Consider the following 18616-nt stretch of genomic DNA (forward strand, 5'->3'; position numbering starts at 1 on the left):
AAAATAAAGCGCTGGCTAATTGGCCGTACCCTATCCACGATCAATACGGATAGTTCTCGATCTCTTCCCGTACCTTTTGCAACGCCCCATCCAACTGATCTATGCCTACAGAGCCTAGCGCCACTCTCAGGGCGTGAGGTATATATTCTCCGGTCGCAAACGGCTCGGCAGTTGATATGGAGATATTGATGTTTAGTAGCGCTGTGGCGATTCTGTCTGCTCGAACCTCCTCCGGCAGGGGAAGCCAGAGAAAGTAGGAGCTTGGGTGGCAGATGTAATGCATCCCCCTAAAGACCTGTCTGGCGACAGCTTGTCTTTGTCGCGCGTCTTCGCGTTTCTCTAATTCCAGTTGGTTAACGGTGCCATCCTTGATCCAACGGCAGGCCAGCATGGTCATCAGGCCGGGGGTGTTCCAGGTTGTGGCGCGGATGGCGCGCTCAATCCTCGGGACCCACTCGGGCGGAGCGGTAATAAACCCAACGCGCAGTCCGGTGGCGATACTCTTGGAAATACCGGATACATACACAGTTCTTTCCGGTGCGAGAGCGGCGATCGGTGGCGGCGGATCTTCTGCATGGAAGGCGTAAGCGGCGTCCTCGATGATGATCAGGTCATGCTGTCGGGCGATCTCGATAAGTAGTTGCCGCTGTGCCAGACCCAGTACCCAGCCCATCGGGTTGTGCAGTGTAGGCATGGTGTATACGGCTCGGACGGATCGTGCTTGGCAGAGCTGTTCCAAGGCGATCAGGTCTGGGCCATGTTCGGAGAACGGTATTGGTGCTAATTCCAGATGCTGGGCTTCGGCCACTGCTTTAAAGCCGGGATAGATCAGCGCATCCACGGCGACTACATCCCCCGGTTTCATCAGGCCCATCACGGTTGTTGCCAGACCGTGCTGGGCGCCACTCACAATCAGCACTTGCTCGGCATTGACTGACAGCTGCCTGTTTTTCAGGTGTTCCGCGATGATCGCGCGCTCGTGTTTGCGACCTGCGTGCGGTTGATAATGCAGCAGGGCTTCCAGGTCTCCGCTGGAGGCGAGTTTACGTAACGCGTTACGCAACAGGTCGGTTTGTCCCGGCAGTGAAGGGGAGTTGAAGTTCAGGTCCAGAACACCATCCGCCATCGCGGGTTGATCGATGCCGTGGTTGGGTGGCAGTCCGGTTTCACGCACAAAGGTGCCGCGCCCGGTTTCTCCACTGACCAAACCCATGCCTTCCAGCTCTGCGTATACGCGCGAAGCTGTAACCAGCGCGATACCGTGTTGTGCGGCGAGTCGCCTGTGCGTGGGTAACTGTGTGCCGGGTGGCAACTCACCCGAGCGGATATCGGCAGCGAATTGGTCCACTAACTGTTTGTAACGGGCGCGAGGCATGTGGATTGTATCCATGACAATAATTTTATTGTCATGATGTTAGTGTGCACAATCGGATCTATCAACGGTAACAGATTCGAGGACAGTGTTATGCATATCGCTATTTTGACCTTTGATGGCTTCAATGAACTGGATTCCCTGATTGCACTGGGCATCCTCAATCGCATCAAGAAACCCGGTTGGCGGGTATCCATCGCCAGCCCTAGCGAACGGGTGGAGTCCATGAACGGTGTGGTGATGGAGCGACATATTGATCTGCACGCAGCGAGTAGTGCAGATGTGGTGCTGGTAGGCAGCGGTATGAAAACTCGTGACGTGGTGGCTGATGGCTCGATTATGGCGCAACTGCGACTCGGTCCATCTCGCCAACTGATCGGCGCCCAGTGTTCCGGTGCGCTGGTATTGAGCAAACTGGGTTTGTTGAAGGGTGTGCCCGCGTGTACCGATCTGACCACCAAACCTTGGATTGAGGCGACGGGTATAGAGGTGCTGGAGCAGGCGTTTTTCGCACAGGGCAATGTTGCCACGGCGGGTGGCTGCCTGGCGTCTTCCTACTTGGCGTTATGGGTAATCGCACGTACCGAAGGCATCGATGCAGCGGCAAGTGCCATGCACTATGTTGCGCCGGTTGGAGAGAAAGAGCGCTACGTGACATTGGCAATTAGCCATATTGAGCCATTTCTTTAATCAAACGAGGCATGAACGAACACGCGTAATCAGAGCGACTCTCCGAAAAACATGTCTTAAACGCGTTATGGTGGCGTAGTAGTGGAACATTCGATCACTAAAGCGTTCTCAGGATCATGGTTGGTTACGACAGCTCAACTGGTTCTGGAGAGGAGAGTCCCCCATGAAGCTGCAAATCGGTGTGCTGCTACTGTTGTTCAGCGGTTCACTTTACAGCGCAGAACTGGTGCTGAAGAACGGAAAGATCCTGAAAGTGGATGCCGAGTTTGGGCAGGCATCAGCATTGGTAGTGGATAACGGGCGGATTGTGGCAATAGGGGATGAGTCGGATGTGGCAAGCCACATCAACACAGGCACTCAAGTGGTTTACACAGCAGCTATACTGCCAACAGTGGTTGCCCAGGCTAATTGGCAACATTAGACCTCCTGCAGTGTTTTCCGGCGGCTCAACGTCCAGTTCCACGGCTACCCAAACATAGGTTTTCTTTATCCATGGGGGCCGGTTCACAATGGATTCCTCCAACATTCGATCCTTGGTAATCGAGGACAATGCTGTCCACGCCAGATTGATCTTAAGTCTGCTCGCAAAAGCGGAAGCGGTTTCCTTCGATGTTGTACATGTTGATACCCTGACGGCCGGGCTGGCGCGCCTGGCACAGGGTGGAATCGACGTTGTCTTGTTGGATCTGGTTTTACCCGATAGTCAGGAGCTGGATACCTTTCTGCGCCTTCGCAAAGAAGCACCCGATATTCCGGTGGTCATTCTGTCGGGCCTGGAGGACATCAATCTCGCAGCCCGCGCGGTTGAGTCCGGCGCTCAGGCATACCTGATTAAGGGGCAGATCAACAGCGCCCAGCTCGAACGATCCATTCGCTATGCCATTGAGCGGACCCGCGCTCAGAGCGGAGAGTGGGACTCGCCCATGTTTCGATTGGCACAGCAGCAGTTCCTCAAAGCAGCGCAGATCATGGACCTTGACGACAATTTCCGCCAACGTCTGTTGTTTCCGCAGCGAACCCAGGTTGTGACCTTCCCCTTCCGTCGGGATAAACATGAGGAGGTGGAAACGGTCTTTGGTTACCGGGTGCAGCATGTTTTGACCATGGGGCCCACCAAGGGAGGCATTCGCTACCACCAGGAGGTTAACCTGGGTGAGGTTTCGGCACTGGCCATGTGGATGACCTGGAAGTGCGCCCTGATGCAGCTGCCCTTTGGTGGGGCGAAGGGCGGAGTGCGGGTCGATCCGACCGGCTTTTCACGTAAGGAACTACAGCGCCTGACCCGGCGTTTTACCTCGGAAATTATCGGTATGATCGGGCCCGACAAGGATATCCCCGCGCCGGATATGGGCACCGATGAAAACGTGATGGCCTGGATTATGGATACCTACAGTCAGCAGGTGGGGTATTCCGTACCGGCGGTGGTGACTGGTAAGCCGGTAGTGCTTGGCGGATCTCTCGGCCGCAAAGAAGCCACCGGACGGGGTGTCGTTTATACCATCGAGGATGCGGCTAAGCACATGGGTATGACGCTGGATCAGTGCACGGCTGTGATTCAGGGCTTTGGTAATGTGGGGAGCAATACCGCCCGATTCCTCGCCGAGGATGGCGTCAAAATCGTAGCCGTCAGTGATGCCACCACCGGTATCTATAATCCCCGGGGTCTTTCCGTTGGCTCTCTGTTGGAGTACATCCGTGAACACCGTTTCCTGAAGGGTTATCCCGAAGGGGAGGAGATCAGCAACGCAGAGTTGCTGGAGTTGCCCTGTGACATCCTGGTACCCGCTGCGCTGCAGAATCAGATATCGGCAGAAAATGCGCCACGTATCAATTGTAAGTTGCTGGCGGAAGGTGCCAACGGGCCGACGTCACTGGAAGCGGATGAAATTCTTAACAATAAGGGGATTTTTATCGTGCCGGATGTGCTGGCAAACGCCGGTGGGGTAACGGTTTCCTACTTTGAGTGGGTGCAGGGGACGCAGAACTATATGTGGTCGTTGGATGAGATTAATAGCCGGCTGCACAAAATCATGACCACGGCGTTTCATGCCGCGCTTGAACGTTCGCAGCGGGATCATGTGGATATGCGGACCGCAGCATTGATCGAAGGCATCGACCGAATTACCCAGGCGAAACTGTTACGGGGCCTTTTCCCCTGATTTTTTAACCGCCTTACCAGCGACAATCCTGTTGCAAGGCAGTTGGAGCAAATCGTGCAGAGCGCCCGTATCTATGCCGTTGCAGGGCATTTGTCAGGGAAGGGCTGCGCGGGCGTCTGCTAAACATGTTGAATGTGTTAACAAAGAGCAGGGTGTCTGTGTGCGTGCACCCTGATTGCGAGAAATCAAATGGGAGTTCGTGGTCGACTACTTTTAGCATTTTTTGCCATTAGTGCTTTTGCAGTGGGGGCTGCAGTGGCTGCAATGGTTTCAATGCTGCAGGTTCGCGATAGCCTCTCTCTGATCACCCTCCATAAATTTCCCTCCGCCCTGGCGTCTCAGGAACTGGCACAACAGACGGCAAGGGTTGTTGCGGCAGCCCCTGCTCTGATCACGGTCAGCACACTCGATCAGTATGACGAAGAATCCAACAAGATCGGGAAAGAAGTTGAAAGGCTAAATGAGCTGCTCAGTGTCGTAGAACATACGTGGTCTGATACATCTGATTACCGGGCGATTTCAGAAGCGGTCGAAAGACTGACGAGCAATATTGATGCTGTTGACGAACTGATTGTCCGACGCCTGCAGATTGCCGACCAAAAGCAAGAGGCGCTGAACAACGCAACCAGGGTTCATCAGAAGATCCAGCAGCTACTGGCACCATGGATGACCGTTATGGAGCACGACTTGAAGCAGTGGAATGCAGTGATCAGTAGCACTGATCCATCTGCGCCGGAACAGGCCGATGTGATCGACCAAATGGTGACATTGTTGCCTTTATACCAGGCCCTCACTACCACTCAACTGGAAGCCTCCAAGGTCAGTGATTCTTTACATCAAATAACGACTACCAGCGATGAGCGTCAATTAACGATCTTGACGGTGCGAATGGGTACGTCGCTGCGCAAAATTGGTCGGCAACGGGATGCTTTCAGTTCCAAGCTGCAGGAACATCTCTGGCCAGCTCTTTTGGAGTTGGAGCTCTATGCCACAGGAGTTGATAACATTCCTGATCTGCGTGACCAGGAACTGGAGATCCTGGTTGAAGCCGAAGCGTTGTCGATCGAAAACGGCAAACTGTCTCTGACGGTCACGGAAGTTGTGGACAGCTTGGTCGAGAGTGCAAAAAAAGTGGTTGCCAGTGCGGATCAGGATGTCGTTGCTGTTCAGAACCTAAGTACCGGTATTCTGATTGTCATTGTGGTGCTGAGCCTGATCAGTTCAAGCTTGATTGTATGGCTGTATGTCGGTCGTAACCTGATCGCCCGTTTAACGGCCTTAAGTAGCCGGATGTTACAGATCGTCGACGGTGACCTTAAGTCGCCGCTTCCGGCAGGCGGTCCTGATGAGATTGGTCGTATGGCGAACGCGCTTAGCGTGTTTCGTGATTCCGTTGAGGCTCGGGACCAGCTCATGGAGGCGTTGAAGAGCAAGAATGTTGAGCTGCAGGAGGCGTTCGAAGACCTGAAACGAACCACGCTGGACCGGGACCGTTCGCTTGAGGAGACGAGCATGCTCCAAACAGTGATGGCCAGCATGGATCAGGGACTGGTAGCTTTCGATCAAAACTTAAGGCTCCTGATCTGGAACCAGCGATTCCTCGATATTTGTGAATATCCTGAAGAACTGATGGAGCCCGGCCGTCCACTGCAGGATTTTCTGAACTACGATGTCCTCCGGCACGAGTTCGGCCCGGGTAACCCGCAAGAACAAATCAGGGTGCGCCTGGAGATGGCAAAACAGGGTGAGCAGCCGCATGAGGAGAGAACGCGACCCAACGGCACCATCGTGGAGATTCGCTATTCGCCGATTCCCGGCGGCGGCCATGTATCCACCTACACGGACATCACCAGGCGCAAGGAGATGGAAGCGGAGATCGTGCACGCATTGCAGCAAGCGGACGCCGCCAACCAGGCGAAGAGCGAATTTCTCGCCAACATGAGCCACGAGATACGTACCCCGATGAACGGCATCATCGGTATGTCGGAACTGCTCGGGAACACCAACCTGTCGCCGCAGCAGCGGGAAGACCTGAACATGATCCAGCAGTCGGCCGATACCTTGCTGCGGTTGCTGAACGACATTTTGGACTTTTCCAAGATCGAAGCCGGCAAGTTGGAGCTGGAGGCGATCGACTTCAATTTGCGGGATACCCTGGACGATACCCTGCAGACCCTCGCTTTGCGGGCATCCGAGAAGGGCCTGGAACTGGTCGGCCATATTCCACCGGAGGTTCCCGATGCGTTGGTTGGTGATCCGGGACGCCTGCGGCAGATAATCGTCAACCTGGTTGGGAACGCCATCAAGTTCACCGAACAGGGGGAAATCCTGGTTGATGTCTGCCAACTGGCGGTGAAAGAAGAGGAGGTTTCACTCCAGTTTTCCGTCAGTGATACAGGCATTGGTATTCCGGCAGAACAGCAGGGATACATCTTCGAATCGTTCAGTCAGGTCGATAGCTCTATCTCACGCCGCTTCGGTGGAACCGGTTTGGGACTAGCCATCTCTTCCCAGTTAGTGGGGATGATGGGGGGCGAGATGTCGCTGGAAAGTACCGTAGGTGAGGGCACCACTTTTACTTTTTCGCTGACGCTCAGGCGGCAACAGGGTTTGGTCACCATACAGCCGAGAGGGCTGTCTGCATTGCACCAGCTGCCGGTGCTGATCGTTGACGATAACAGCACCAATCGGCGCATACTGAAGGAGATGTTGCTCAATTGGGCGATGCAGCCGGACAGCGTGGCCTCCGGTGCCGAGGCGCTGGATGCACTTGAACAGGCCCACAAAGCCGGAACGCATTATCACCTGATGTTGCTGGATGCGATGATGCCAGGCATGGATGGTTTTGCAGTGGCGCGGCGCGTACGTTCGGATCCCAAGTATGCGGCGATGGCGATCATCATGTTGTCCTCCATAGGACAATCCGAAAAAGCAGCAGACCTCCACGAGAAGGGGATCGCCCGTTTCCTGACCAAGCCGGTCAAACAATCTAACCTGCTCGATGCCATTCTCAGCGTGGAGGGAGGGGAGACCCAGCCGGAGGCTGTGCCAGAGTCGGAGGAAATGATTGTGCAGGACACAGCTGCGTTGCATATTCTTCTTGCCGAAGACGGGCTGATAAACCAGAAGGTAGCAACCAAGTTGTTGGAACAGCGAGGGTACTTTGTTGATATAGCCAATAACGGCCAAGAAGCAGTCGAGAGGTACAAACAAAAGCACTTTGATCTGGTGCTGATGGATATACAGATGCCCGAGATGGATGGTTTTGAAGCGACTAAACATATTCGTAAATTGGAAGCCGCTGGTGCGTCGCACCTTCCGATCATCGCCATGACCGCCAATGCAATGAAGGGTGATCGGGAGCAATGCCTGAAGGCTGGCATGGATGGTTACATCCCGAAACCGATCCGTTCTGAGCAGCTTTACGAAACCATCGAGCAGGTGCTTAACGCGGCTCCCATAGAAGAACGCATGCGGGGAGTGGGTGACGTAGCGGGAGCTATCCAGCAAGAGCCTCTAGCGCAAGAAACTCAAACCCAGGAAGTAACTGCGGACACAGCGTCAGCGTCCCTTGAGGTGTTTGATCCAGATGGCGCCTTGGAGCGGGTTGGTGGTGATATGGAGGTCTTAGAGGATCTGGTCACACTGTTTTACGATGAGTGTCCTAAATTGATGACCGAGATCCAGACTACGCTGGCTACAGGAGACGCCGTAGCGTTAAGGCGAGCAGCGCATACGTTAAAAGGGAGTGCGGCCGTTTTTGCGGCGAAACGCACCGTTAACACCGCGCTTCAGCTGGAGCTTATGGCGCGAGACGGGAAGCTTGACACCGCCCCGGAAACATTGGTGACCCTTGAAATGGAGGTTGAGCGGTTGAAGCAGGCACTGGAATCTCGATTTCCACCCGCTGTCTGATACCGCTTAACTGCTGTTTTGATGACGCTCTGGACCACGTTGTTCCAAGATGTTTTCCCCTGATCAGAAGGGGAAATCAGTTTTAACAGAAAGATGGGGATATGCTCATGAAGCAATCACCCTCAAGAGACCCTAACAATACCAGCCAGGCATTGGCAGAGAGTCAGCGTCGTCTTGCCAATCTGATGGCCAACCTGCCCGGGTTTGCCTATCGATGTCTCAATACCGAAGAGTGGCCGATGGAGTTTATCAGCGAAGGCTGTCTAGGCTTGACCGGCTATTCACCTGAGGCGTTGGAAATCGGTGGGACTGTGACCTACGGTGAGCTGATCCATCCGGACGACAGGGAGCTGCTTTGGGAGCAGATTCAGCAGGCACTAGCAGATCGATATCCCTACCGTGTCGAGTACCGTATCCGAACGCGCGATGGGCAGGAAAAGTGGGTGTGGGAACAGGGCTGTGGTGTTTATGCTGCCGACGGAGAGCTCCAGGCGCTGGAAGGTTTTATTACCGATATCAGCGAGCAGAAGCAGGCCCAGGCGCAATGGGATCTTACGTCCCAAGAGCTGGAAGAGAGCCGTCGTCGCCTTGCCACGCTGATAGCCAACCTACCGGGGGCAGCCTATCGGGTGCGTAACACTCCGGAGTGGCCTACCGAGTTTGTCAGTGAGGGTTGCCTGGAGCTGACTGGTTACTCACCCCAGGAGCTGGATCACTTTGGCCTCATCGTATACCCGGAAGACCAGGAGCGTATTTGGGAGACCATCCAGAAGTCGCTACGCGATCATTATCCCTATCAGTTTGAGCACCGAATTCCGACTAAGGACGGTAAAGAGAAGTGGGTGTGGACCCAGGGCTGCGGTGTTTATAGCCCGGATGGCGAAGTACTGGCGTTGGAAGGTTTTGTTACTGATATCACCGAGCAGAAACGCCTCCAGGCGCAGAGAGACAGTACGACTCGGGAGCTGGCGGAGAGTCAGCGTCGCTTGGCAACGTTAATTGCAAACCTCCCCGGTGTTGTCTACCGGGGGCTTGATATGCCGCAGTCGTACCTCGAGTTCGTTAGTGGTGGTTGTGAGGAGCTGACGGGATATACGCCGGAGGAGCTTGTCGCCGGTGAGATCGTTGATTTCACTGAATTGATCCATTCCGAAGACCGGGGTGGGGTGTACGAACAGATTCGGCAGGCATTGGATGAGCGGCGTCCCTATCGCGTGGAATACCGCATCCGTACGCGCACAGGTGAGGAAAAGTGGGTGTGGGAGCAGGGCTGTGGTGTGTTTGATTTCGATGGAGACATAGTGGCGCAAGAGGGATTTTTAACCGATATCACTGAACAGAAGCAGGCCCAGGCCCAAGCGCAAGCACTACAGGAGGAGTTGCTCACCATCAATGCCAAGCTCGAGAAACAGTTTGAAGCGCGCACTGCCGAATTAAAGGCCTCCCACGAGGAGCTGCGAAAAGCCAAAGTTGCTGCTGAACAAGCGTCAAAGGCGAAGAGTGAATTTCTGGCCAATATGAGCCATGAGATTCGTACCCCCATGAACGGCGTGATCGGTATGTCCGAACTGCTTGGTAATACCATGCTTTCAACTCAGCAACGGGAGTACCTGGGCATGATCCAGCAATCGGCGGACACCTTATTGAGGTTGTTGAACGATATCCTCGATTTCTCGAAGATCGAAGCCGGTAAGCTGGAGTTGGAGGAGATAGAGTTTAATCTAAGGGATACTCTGGGCGATACCCTACAGGCGCTTGCGGTTAGAGCCTCTGAAAAGGGGCTGGAGCTGGTTGGGCATATTCCTCCGGAGGTTCCCGATGCGTTGGTTGGTGATCCGGGACGCCTGCGGCAGATAATCGTCAACCTGGTTGGGAATGCCATCAAGTTTACCGAGCAAGGGGAAATACTGGTTGAAGTAAGGACGCAAGCGGTCACAGCAGAAGAGGTTTCGCTGCTGTTTTCCGTCAGTGACACAGGCATTGGCATTCCGCCAGAACAGCAAAAACATATTTTTGATTCCTTCAGTCAGGTTGACAGTTCCATCTCCCGTCGCTTTGGCGGTACCGGCCTGGGATTGGCCATATCCACCCAACTGGTGGATATGATGGGCGGCGAGATGTCGTTGGACAGTACTGCAGGAGTGGGCACAGCCTTTCACTTCACCTTGGTCCTGAAGCGCCAACAGGACGTTTCTGCCGAGCCGCCGAGGGATTTGTCCGCTCTACATGAACTGCCGGTACTGATTGTTGACGACAATAAGACCAACCGGCACATCCTGGAGGAGATCCTGCTTAATTGGGCCATGAAACCTGATACTGCTGCTTCAGGAGCTGAAGCACTGGATAAACTGGAACAGGCCCGGACGGCTGGTAAACCTTATCACCTGATGCTGTTGGATATGATGATGCCCGGCATGGATGGTTTCGAGGTGGCGCGGCAGTTAAGGGCCGATCCTCGTTTCGCGGAGATGGCAATTATTATGCTGTCCTCCGTCGGGCAGTCTGAAAAAATGGTAAGCCTTCAGGATAGGGGAATCGCCCGTTGCCTGACCAAGCCGGTGAAACAGTCCAATCTGTTGGATGTCATTCTTAGTCTGAAGGGATTGATTACCCAGCCAGAGCAGGTGGCGGCCACGGACGCGGTATCCACGCCAGGCGCGGCGGCGCTGCATGTTCTGCTCGCCGAAGACGGGCTGATAAACCAGAAGGTTGCTACCAAGTTACTGGAGCAGCGCGGTTATACAGTCGTTATCGCCAGTAACGGCAAGGAAGCAGTTGAGCGGTATACGAGAGAAAATTTCGATTTGGTATTGATGGATGTACAGATGCCGGAGATGGATGGCTTCCAGGCCACCCAGCGTATTCGGGAAATGGAAGCCGATAGCGCATCGCACCTGCCGATCATCGCCATGACCGCCAATGCGATGAAGGGCGACCGCGAGCAATGCCTGAACGCCGGGATGGATGACTATATTCCGAAACCAATCCGTTCCCAGCAATTTTACGACACGATTGAGCAGGTGGTGAAAGCGGCGGCATCTGAAGCAAGCCAGCCTGCAACGGGCGCTACCCAGGTGGCTTCACTTCAGAAAACTTCAGTAGAAGAGGCACGCAGTAAAGGGATTGAGAGCAAAGAGACTCAGGCCAAAGAGAAGGTTGTGGAAACAGTACCTGCTCCCCTTGAGGTGTTTGATCCAGATGGCGCCTTGGAGCAGGTCGCAGGCGATATGGGGGTCTTAGAGGATCTGGTCACACTGTTTTACGACGAATGCCCTAAATTAATGACCGAGATCCAGACTACGCTGGCTGCAGGAGACGCCGTAGCGTTAAGGCGAGCAGCGCATACGTTAAAAGGGAGCGCTGCCGTTTTTGCGGCGAAACGCACCGTTAACACCGCGCTCCAGCTGGAGCTTATCGCGCGAGACGGGAAGCTTGAGTCAGCCTCTGATATCTTGGAGACCTTGGAAGCAGACGTCGAGCAGCTCAAACAGGCGCTGCAGTCTCATTTTCCTCCCGCAGACTGAAACGCCTTGTGCTCCGGTTGATTCAAAACTCATTTAAACCGGAACCGCGGCGATGTCGGGTAGAATTCAACGTTTGTTGATCGGCAGATAGTCGCGTTGCGCCGCGCCGGTATACAGCTGGCGTGGGCGACCGATGACCTGGTCTTTATCCACGATCATCTCTTTCCACTGGGCGATCCAGCCCACGCAGCGGGCCAGGGCGAACATCACGGTAAACATGTTTGATGGGATACCCATCGCGCTTTCGATAATGCCCGAGTAGAAATCCACATTCGGATACAGTTTTTTCTTGATGAAGTAGTCATCTTCCAGCGCTATCCGCTCCAGCTCCAATGCGAGTTTGAAGAGGGGATCATCATGACGCCCAAGTGCGGTTAATACTTTTTGTGCTTCTTCCCGCAGAACGCGTGCACGTGGATCGTGGTTACGATAAACCCGGTGACCAAAGCCCATCAGTCTGAACGGATCATCAGGATCGGTGGCGCGTTTGAGGTATTTTGGCAGGTGTTTAACGTCACCGATCTCGTGCAGCATATTCAGCACCGCTTCGTTGGCACCCCCGTGAAGAGGTCCCCAGAGGGCGCTGATACCCGCTGAGATTGCTGCAAACGGGTTGGCACCGGTGGAACCGGCCAGACGCACGGTTGAGGTCGATGCGTTCTGTTCATGATCAGCGTGAAGAATCAGAATCTTATCCAGCGCCTGAGCAATGACTGGATTGACCTCATATTCCTCGCTAGGCACTGCGAATAGCATTTTCAACAGATTGCTGGAGTAGTCGAGATGGTTATCCGGGTAGATAAACGGTTGGCCGATCGAATGCTTATAAGAGGCAGCGGCAATGGTGGGGATCTTCGCCAGTAGCCGAATCGCCGAGATCTCGCGGTGCTGTGGATCATGGATATCCAGGGAATCGTGGTAGAAGGCCGAGAGGGCACCAACTACACCCACCATGATCGCCATTGGGTGTGCATCGCGTCTGAAACCCTGGTAGAAGTTCAGCAGCTGCTCGTGCACCATCGTGTGGTGCGTGAGTAGGTCGTTAAACTCATCAAGTTCCTGTTGGTTGGGCAGTTGCCCTTTCATCAATAGGAAGGCCGTCTCGCTAAAGCTGCTTTTCTCCGCCAGTTGTTCGATGGGGTAACCACGGTACAGCAGAATACCTTTTTCACCGTCGATAAAGGTGATCTGGCTGGTGCAGGATGCGGTTGATTTGAAACCCGGATCCAACGTAAAGATCCCCATTTCCCCATAAAGACTCCGAATGTCCACTACAGGCGGACCGGCTACCCCTTGCTGGATCTCAAGGTCTAAGGTTTTACCGGTGCGATTGTCGCGGAGTGTGAGCGTGTTTTTTGACATGGGGCTGAACCTTGTGCGCCTTAGGAGCACTGTGTGAGGTGGCTACAAAGGATGCACTGAATGCAGCGTATCCCTTTGTATTGAAGCCCTCCAGAAGGATGTTTAGTCGGTCAGAGGGAAATACCTGCTTTCAGTATAGATCCATCATGTGTCGCTCTTGGTCGACGGAATTATTCCGTTACCAATACTTCGGATAGTTCGTTTTGCGTATCAGGTTGTTGTAGAGCACGGCAACCACCACCAGTAGAAGAGCACCGGTAAGCGTTGGGAATAGCAGAAAGTCCCAAGCCGGTTGCGTCAGAAATACAATCACCGGATTTGAGCCCGCGGGTGGATGAACGGTGCGGGTAGCGATCATCAGCGCGATTGCGGTGCCTGCTGCAAGTGCGACAGACCACCAGGTTGGGCCGCACAGTGTGAGGAAGAGCAACCCGACGAATGAACTCAGCAGGTGGCCAACAACCACATTTCTAGGTTGTGAAAAAGGTGCTTCGGGAAAGCCGAAGACCAGGACGCATGAGGCGCCAAACGAGCCCAATACCAATACGGCCTCCAGGCTTTGGGCGAGGTAGGCCAGCACTGCGATCGCCACAAATCCGCCGATCCCGGCCAGTAGAATGTTGCTGACGGACTGCTTCGGCGGCAGCGCGGCGCCATCGCTTTTTAAGAGTGATTGAAGGGCTGACATATTGGTCTCCGGTTATGTGCGGTTTGGTGATTTGTCTGGTGGTAGACCGACCTGTCTACTTTTGTTGCATGGTAGACAGCTTGGTCTACCTGTGTCAACATCGTTTCTTTCAGCTCTCCTTTGATATTTATGTCTCCAAAACGCCTTCACCTGATCACCACCGCCTTCGCACTTTTTTACCAAAAAGGCGTTCACGCCGTAGGGATCAACGAAATCCTTGCTGAATCAGGCGTGGCCAAGAAAACCCTCTACCATCACTTCGGCAGCAAAGACGAGCTGGTTTTAGCGGTGTTGGAATACCGCGATGTGTGTTTCCGTAACTGGCTGCAATCACGGCTGGAAGCGGCACCGGTTGGCATCGAAAAGATAGATGCACTGTTTGATGCGCTTGATGACTGGTTTAACGACCGTGTTGACGTGTTGCTGCCATTCCACGGTTGTTTCTTTATCAACGTGAGTGGGGAGTACAGCGAGCTGGAGCATCCGTTGCATCAGCAGTGTGCCTGCCATAAGCAGCTCGTTGTCGAGTTGATCCGCAAACAGGTGGAGAGCTTTGTCGCGGACTGTGAAGCCGTGGCGCGGTTAACTAATGCTCTGAGCCTGCTTAAAGAGGGGGCGATCACAGTAGCCTATGTACAGGGAGATCGAACAGCTGCTGTTAAGGCAAAGGAAACCGCAAGAATGCTTGTGGCCGCACTTTAGTTGTTGAATTGTAGGGTCGCTTTATACGTTCAGTGACGTGCCCGGAAATGCCATTCGCCTGGCGCGATATCGTTGGTGACCGCTTTCTTGATCGAGTCCTCGATCTCAGGTGAATCCAATTCGTACAAACCGCACAGCGCAAGTGCTCGACGCACATCCACGGATTGCCCCAGATACTCGTACATCACCCGTGCAGCACATGGCATACGTTCGCCACTGCCGGATACACCGAGCTTAAGCCCGGTCAGGCGGGAGACGCGGTTTTTGAAGGTCGGGAAGAGGATGGTCTGGGTTATTTCGTGGCTAGTCAGCGACTCGTAGTCCACCATGAAAATACGGTCGGTGAGGAAGTTCGCCATGCCCAGATAAACACCGTGATAGGTTTTTTCATGTGGGCTCTCTTTGAGGCGTTCGGTGCGCTGATAATAGATCTTGTCATCCTGCCGCTCCAGGCAAACCAGCATTCGAAGTAATTTTCCGGGGCAGGCCATGGAGATGTGGTATTCGAAGTAGTAGCCCAGGTACTTATCGAGACCGGTATTGCCCAGCTTGCCGATATGCTCCATATGTTCGGTTTCCGGCCGGCCCGAATCTTTCGGTGTTGTGGCCGTTGGGCGTACCTGAATCAGGCGCTGGAATTGGCTATGGGGCATCAGGATCTCATGCTCTTCCACACCAAAGAAGTCGCAAAAGCGGCGCATGGTGTTCGCAGAGGGCATAGAGCGACCGCTCAGGTAACGGTTAAACTGTGGGCGGTTGATGTTGAGACGACGGCACACCTCGGCAATGGATTTGTAGTAACTGCACAGCAGTCGGAGGTTGCGCGGAAAGTCTTGTGTCATCCTGGGTCCCGATTATTAGCCATAAACAGCTCTGAACGCTGGATAGCCGCGTTCTGCGAGTGTTACGTAGTGGAAAGACGCTGGATCAGCAGCGATTTCGCGGCTATTTTAACGCCGGCTGCACACAAGAAAAAGCCCACCGCTGCCGGGCAGGGGTGGGCTGTGTTTTCAGAGGTTAGAAATTACACCAGTTCGGCTTCTTTCTCGTCCTCTTTCTGGGAAGCGGTGGCTTTAACACCGCAACGTTTTTCCCAGAAGGTCGCGTTCTTGATACCCAGTTTTGCCGGGTTGAACTCGTATACTGCTACACCAGCTTTACGCTGAGTTTCGTAGTCCTTCAGAGCTTTCAGCGCTGGTTTGGACATGAAGAAGATGATCAGGATGCCGACGATGTTCAGCCATGCCATCAGGCCTACGCCTACGTCACCCATCGCCCATGCCAGGTTGGCAGTTTTAACGGCACCGTAGAAAGTCGCAGCCATCAGAACCAGCTTCAGCAGACCGGTCAGGCCTGGGATGTCGAAGGAGCGTTTCAGGTAGGCAACGTTAGTTTCTGCGATGTAGTAGTACGCCAGAATGGTGGTGAAGGAGAAGAAGAACAGCGCGAATGCGATGAACGGATTACCTACACCTGGCAATACGCTTTCGATTGCCATCTGTGTGAACATCGGGCCGTTAGCGGCGATATCAGTGGAGATGTTCTGTACCAGGAATGCATCACCTGCACCGTGTACGTTGTACGCGCCGGTGATCAGGATCATGAATGCAGTTGCAGAACATACGAACAGGGTGTCGATGTATACAGAGAATGCCTGTACCAGACCCTGCTGTGCCGGGTGCTCAACTTCCGCTGCTGCGGCAGCGTGAGGACCTGTACCCTGACCTGCTTCGTTGGAGTAGACGCCACGCTTAACACCCCAGCCAATTGCAGCGCCCAGGCCTGCCATTGGAGTAAATGCGTCTTCCAGGATCATTCCGACGATACCTGGCAGCATGTCGACGTTCAGCAGAACGATAACAGCGGCGATGATGATGTACGCCAGTGCCATGAAAGGTACAACAACCTGGGTGAAGTTAGCGATACGCTTAACGCCACCGAAGATGATGAAGCCCAGGATCAGAACAACGATGGTACCGGTCATGATCTTAGCCATGCTCAGGGTGCCCATAGACGTCTCGATCATTGCGCCAGTACCGAATGCCTGCTCTACAGCGTTACCGATACTGTTAGCCTGCACGCCCGGCAGGAAAACACCACACGCCAGAATGGTGGAAATAGCGAAGACCCAAGCGAACCATTTCTGACCCATCGCTTTTTCGAAGTAGTAAGCCGGACCACCACGGTACTGACCTTCGTGTTCTTCTTTGTAAATCTGTGCCAGAGTCGATTCTGCGTATGCAGTAGCCGCGCCGAAGAACGCCACAACCCACATCCAGAATACTGCACCAGGACCGCCGAAGCCGATCGCTGCCGCAACACCTGCGATGTTACCGGTACCTACACGGCCAGACAGGGATACAGCCAGGGCCTGGAAGGAAGAGATACCGTGTTCGGAGCTTTTACCTGACAGCAGCAGGTTCCACATTTCACGGAACATGCGTACCTGTACGAAGCGGGTCATGATCGAGTAGAACAGACCAGCGCCCAGGCAGAGGTAAATCAGCGCCGGACTCCAGATTATGCCGTTCATAAAGTCGACAAATGCTTGCATGAGAAAGTTCTCCTAAAAATGTGCCTTGTGAGCACTCTGTTGGAATTATTGTTGTATTGTGTCTCACCCTCCCCAGTGGGTTAGGTTAGGGCGAGAAGGGTACAGCGTCCTGCTGTTGGGATCACCTGCTCAGCTCGCCGCAGAGGGGAGTACGCAGTGCAGTACGTATCTCCTCTGCAGACCTGGATTGGCTGATCAGATAATGCATTTTGGTGAACGCGGCCTCGAGGGTCATATCGCCCCCTGGCACAACACCAATTCGGTTGAGGGTCGCCCCGGTAGCGTAGGCGCCCTGACTCACAGAGCCGTGTGGGCACTGTGTGATGTTCAGGATTGCAACGCCGCGCTCGGACGCACGCTGCAAACAATCAATAAATGCGGGATTGGCATCTGGCGGATTACCCGCACCGTAGGTTTGCAAGACCAGTCCTTTCAGCGATGAGTGATCCAGCACCGCTTCTACAATGCGTGCCGAGATGCCCGGATAGGTCTGGAGAATGCTGACTGCGTCCGGATCAAACACCGGGATCTCGCCCATGCTGCCTGCGTGCTCCAGCAGGAGGCTTTGCTGCAGCTCGATGTTGATACCAACACTGGCAAGCCATGGAAAGTTAGGGGAGTTGAACGCATCGAATCCGGAGCTCTTTACTTTGGAGCTTCGGTTACCGCGCAGAAGACGGCCGTTGAAGTAGATACATACTTCAGGAATGTCGTAGTTGCCGGCCAGGAGCAGGGCGGTGGTCAGGTTGTCCGGTGCATCACTGCGCAGCTCAACCATCGGGATCTGAGAACCGGTCAGGATGACCGGTTTATCCATGCCCTGCAGCATGAAGGACAGCATGGACGCGGTGTACGCCATGGTGTCGGTGCCGTGCAACACCACAAAACCGTCGTAGTCGTTCCAGTTCTGCTGGAGGCGATTGCCCAGGCGAGTCCAGTCATCCGGTACCAGGTTTGAGCTATCGATCAGTTGCTGACATTCGATCATGTCGAACTGGAAATCAGGCAGCCCGCTGATGCCACGAGAGTTGAGCTCGGTTGCTACCAACTCGTTAAAGCCCGTCATTGGCACGTAGCCCTGTTCGGAAGGCTGCATACCGATGGTGCCACCGGTGTAGATGATCAATACACGACGTTTCACGTAGCTTTAACTCCAGGTGCAAACATAGGGTGCGACCACGGTATGAAACACCGATCAGCCTGCATGTTCTGGGACATGAGACGTTGGAGAGGTGTGCTCATAGACGGTCGCACCGCGAGAATTAAAAGGAGGGCTTGAGAAAACAAGCCCCCAAAGACAGGGGGGAGTTATTGCAAGCTCGTTAGAGCAGTGAACAAATAGCCGCAAAAGCAGTACTGCATTACCGCCTGCGTGATGAGATCTGCTCAGAAAAAACTTGCCGTCCCGCTGTACCATTACGCGGAGGCTATTTCACCAGAACGTCATAGCGGAAGAAATTTGACTAGCTGGTAACATTTGGTGCGCGGTAGTGCTTTTAAAGCGCCAAGTGGCGCTAGTGTGGGTTGATGCTGGTTGTGTGGTGAACAGAGTGGGTGTGCGAGCTATTAAAGGCTCGGAAGGGCAGCCATTACGGCTTCTGGCGCCTTAAAAGACGCCCTACAGTGTTCAGAGGGTATCGGATCATTGTA

At 54.1% G+C, this 18616-nt stretch carries 12 protein-coding genes; 6 read left to right on the forward strand and 6 right to left on the reverse strand.

All coding sequences use genetic code 11. The features are described 5' to 3' along the window. Positions 1–40: 40 nt before the first annotated feature. Positions 41–1375, reverse strand: a complete 1335-nt coding sequence (locus QKW35_RS18970) for an aminotransferase-like domain-containing protein (RefSeq protein WP_282355680.1) — start codon at positions 1373–1375, stop codon at positions 41–43. A 90-nt stretch (positions 1376–1465) separates the two neighbouring features. Here QKW35_RS18970 and QKW35_RS18975 point away from each other — a divergent pair, with 90 nt between their 5' ends. The 5 genes from QKW35_RS18975 to QKW35_RS18995 all read left to right on the forward strand — a co-directional run bounded on the left by QKW35_RS18975 (position 1466) and on the right by QKW35_RS18995 (position 11660). Beyond that, complete coding sequence (locus QKW35_RS18975) at positions 1466–2062, forward strand: DJ-1/PfpI family protein (RefSeq protein WP_282355681.1); 597 nt, start codon at positions 1466–1468, stop codon at positions 2060–2062. A gap of 163 nt (positions 2063–2225) precedes the next feature. Then, positions 2226–2483, forward strand: coding sequence for a hypothetical protein (locus QKW35_RS18980; protein ID WP_282355682.1), 258 nt, complete (start codon positions 2226–2228; stop codon positions 2481–2483). Positions 2484–2571: 88 nt separating this feature from the next. Continuing rightward, positions 2572–4221, forward strand: a complete 1650-nt coding sequence (locus QKW35_RS18985) for a Glu/Leu/Phe/Val dehydrogenase dimerization domain-containing protein (protein ID WP_282355683.1) — start codon at positions 2572–2574, stop codon at positions 4219–4221. 264 nt (positions 4222–4485) lie between these two features. Continuing rightward, positions 4486–8136 carry a response regulator gene (locus tag QKW35_RS18990; protein ID WP_282355704.1) on the forward strand — a complete coding sequence of 1217 codons (3651 nt, stop codon included), beginning with the start codon at positions 4486–4488 and terminating at the stop codon, positions 8134–8136. Positions 8137–8243: 107 nt separating this feature from the next. Then, positions 8244–11660, forward strand: coding sequence for a PAS domain-containing protein (locus QKW35_RS18995; protein ID WP_282355684.1), 3417 nt, complete (start codon positions 8244–8246; stop codon positions 11658–11660). Between the two features lie 66 nt (positions 11661–11726). Here QKW35_RS18995 and gltA read toward each other — a convergent pair whose 3' ends face one another. Further along, a complete protein-coding gene (gene gltA / locus QKW35_RS19000; protein WP_282355685.1) occupies positions 11727–13022 on the reverse strand; it encodes a citrate synthase in 1296 nt (431 codons plus the stop codon). A 178-nt stretch (positions 13023–13200) separates the two neighbouring features. Then, positions 13201–13710, reverse strand: coding sequence for an HPP family protein (locus tag QKW35_RS19005; protein WP_282355686.1), 510 nt, complete (start codon positions 13708–13710; stop codon positions 13201–13203). A 129-nt stretch (positions 13711–13839) separates the two neighbouring features. On the opposite strand from QKW35_RS19005, the gene QKW35_RS19010 reads away from it, so the two are divergent. Beyond that, complete coding sequence (locus tag QKW35_RS19010) at positions 13840–14412, forward strand: TetR/AcrR family transcriptional regulator (protein ID WP_282355688.1); 573 nt, start codon at positions 13840–13842, stop codon at positions 14410–14412. A 29-nt stretch (positions 14413–14441) separates the two neighbouring features. Here the strand turns inward: QKW35_RS19010 and QKW35_RS19015 are convergent, their stop codons facing one another. The 3 genes from QKW35_RS19015 to ansA form a co-directional block, all read right to left on the reverse strand. Further along, positions 14442–15254 (reverse strand): helix-turn-helix domain-containing protein, encoded by an 813-nt coding sequence (locus QKW35_RS19015; RefSeq protein WP_282355690.1) that lies wholly within the window; start codon positions 15252–15254, stop codon positions 14442–14444. Positions 15255–15436: 182 nt separating this feature from the next. Continuing rightward, complete coding sequence (locus tag QKW35_RS19020; protein WP_282355691.1) at positions 15437–16966, reverse strand: alanine/glycine:cation symporter family protein; 1530 nt, start codon at positions 16964–16966, stop codon at positions 15437–15439. Between the two features lie 121 nt (positions 16967–17087). Next, on the reverse strand, positions 17088–18107 hold the full coding sequence (ansA, locus tag QKW35_RS19025) for an asparaginase (RefSeq protein ID WP_282355692.1): 1020 nt from the start codon (positions 18105–18107) through the stop codon (positions 17088–17090). Between the last annotated feature and the right edge of the window lie 509 nt (positions 18108–18616).

The sequence above is a fragment of the Pontibacterium granulatum genome, from assembly GCF_029961155.1.
Taxonomy (GTDB): domain Bacteria; phylum Pseudomonadota; class Gammaproteobacteria; order Pseudomonadales; family Balneatricaceae; genus Pontibacterium; species Pontibacterium granulatum.